At 67.7% G+C, this 2,204-nt stretch carries 2 protein-coding genes and 1 pseudogene; 1 reads left to right on the forward strand and 2 read right to left on the reverse strand.

What is annotated here, in order from left to right; genetic code table 11:
* Nucleotides 1–335, forward strand: a pseudogene (locus VGE38_RS17570) (hypothetical protein); the annotation flags it as partial.
* Here the strand turns inward: VGE38_RS17570 and VGE38_RS06055 are convergent.
* Nucleotides 293–1,569 (reverse strand): IS3 family transposase gene (locus VGE38_RS06055; protein WP_331141639.1). Its coding sequence is split into 2 segments (ribosomal slippage): nt 293–1,218 and nt 1,218–1,569, totalling 1,278 coding nucleotides; the frame shifts between segments, so codons are not numbered across the junction. The pseudogene VGE38_RS17570 and the gene VGE38_RS06055 overlap by 43 nt on opposite strands.
* Before the next feature lie 126 nt (nt 1,570–1,695).
* Nucleotides 1,696–2,204: M48 family metalloprotease (locus tag VGE38_RS06060; protein ID WP_331141640.1), on the reverse strand; the 509-nt coding region annotated here is incomplete at its 5' end.

Below are 2,204 nucleotides of genomic sequence, written 5' to 3' on the forward strand. Positions count from 1 at the left end.
ACGGCCCTCTCGCGCACCTGCCATCCGGCAGGTACGCAGCCAACGCCGCATGGGTCTCCTGCGCGGTGATCGCGTTCAACCTCGCCCGCGCAAGCGCCGTCGCCGCCGACATGCGCACCGTCAGCTGGGCCACCCTGCGCAGACGGATCATCAATATCCCGGCGCGGATCGCGGCCACCGGCCGACGCCTCGTCACGCACTTACCCCTCAACTGGGCATGGGCACCGGCCTGGAACCTGCTCTGGACGACCGCGACAGGGCCCTACCCCCGGATCTTGGACACGGGGTGTGATTACGCGGCGGTCGGCAGCGTAGCGGCCCGCTGGGCCTCGTAGGTGGACGGGGATAGGTAGCCGCACCAGGTGTGACGGCGGCGAGTGTTGTAGCGGACGAGCCACTTGAAGACCTGCCGGCGGCAGGTCAGCTCGTCGCTCCAGCAGGCGGCGTCTTGGAGGACCTCGCGCTTCATGGTGGCGTTGAACGACTCGGCGAGCGCGTTGTCGGCCGAGGAGCCGACAGCGCCCATGGACTGGGTGACACCGAGTTTCTTGCAGAGCTTGGCGTAGGTCTTGGAGCAGTAGACCGAGCCGTGGTCGCTGTGGAAGATCGCGCCCTTGAGGCTGCCCCGGGTCGCGGCGGCTGCCTTCAACGCGTCCTCGACGAGTTCGGTGCGCATGTGGTCGGCGATCGCCCACCCGGTGAGTCGGCGGCTGTAGCAGTCGATCACGGTGGCCAGGTACAGGTTCGTCCCGTCGGACAGCGGCAGATAGGTGATGTCCCCGACGTAGCGCCGGTTCGGCGCCTCGGCGGTGAAGTCACGCTTGAGCAGGTCGGGGTACTTCTGCCCCGACGGTTCGGGGACCGTGGTCCGCACCCGGCGCTTCTTCACATAGCCACGGATGCCCTCGAGCCGCATCACCCTGGCCACGCGCTTGTGGTTCACGCGGCCACCGGCAGGGGCGTTGTCGTTGAGCTCGGCGGTGATCCGCGGCGCACCGCAGGTGTTGTCCTCGGCATGAACGGCCCTGATCCGCGCCGCGAGCTCAGCATCGGCCCGGGCCCGCTCCTCGCGTGCCGGGGCGGCGTTGAGCCAGGCGTAGTAGGACGAGCGCTCGACCTCGACGAGCTCGCACAGTCGCTTCACCCCGCCGCGATCGGCGAAGGTGGCGGAGTTGTCGGCGACGAACTGGAAGCGACTCACCAGCGCGTCTCCCCGGCGAAATACTTGGCCGCCCGCTGCAAGATTTCCCGCTCGGTGGTGAGCTTCGTGGTCTCGGCGCGCAACGCCGCGTTCTCGGCCTCAAGTCGAGCGATTTTCTGTTCCGGCGTCTCCTCGGCGGGCCCCGCCGCCATGGACTTCGTCGTGGTCTTGGACTGCAGCGGGTTGGAGGTCAACGTCCCGTCAGCGGCGGTCTTCTTGCCGGTCCCGTAGACCTCGAGCCAGTGCCGCAGCGTGCCGCGCACGATGCCGAGATCCTCGGCAATGCCGCGGACCGTGGCGCCCGGGGTGGACTCGTACAAGTCGACGGCCTGGCGACGGAACTCCTCGGAGTAGTTCTTCCTGGCCATAGTTCTCGGATCATCTCGCTTCCCCAGCACCAGGTGCTGGATTCAGCGTGTCCAAGCACCGGGGTCAGGCCCCGAGTTCCTTGACGGTCGGCTCGATCCGGGGGTTCCTCCTGCGGGGGAGCCACTTCATGCGCTTCCTCCGATCTGGGTGCGGCCGTAGAGCCGCTTCTCCAGCGCCTGGATGCGGGAGGCGCAGGAAGGGTGAGTGGAGAACAGGTTGGCCCGCCATCCCTGCTGCTTTCGAGCCGCATCGTGGCCCGCGTTGAGCCAGCCGTAGAGCACCTCGATCAGCGGCTGGCCGTATCCGAGATCGGCGGCAACGCGGTCGGCGTATTTCTCGCCGTACCGGCCGAACCATGCGAGCACGTACGGGATCGCGAAGAGGAGCAGCAGTGCGGGGTGGATGGAGTACAAAGCCCAGGCGAGGAACAGCATCCACATGATCGGAAACAGCCGGACGATCGGGCCGATCAGGCACCCTGCGGCCTGCGCTCCTGTCCTTCCGCCCAGTGCCCCGCCCGCGGCGCCGAGCCCGAAACCGGCGAGGACGGCGAACACGACGTAGTTGAGCCAGAACCAGACCTTCGCGACGAGTCGTCCGGGGATGGCGTAGAAATACGTCAGCAGGGTCGCCC

This window comes from Nocardioides sp. (assembly GCF_036405735.1).
Classification (GTDB): domain Bacteria; phylum Actinomycetota; class Actinomycetes; order Propionibacteriales; family Nocardioidaceae; genus Nocardioides.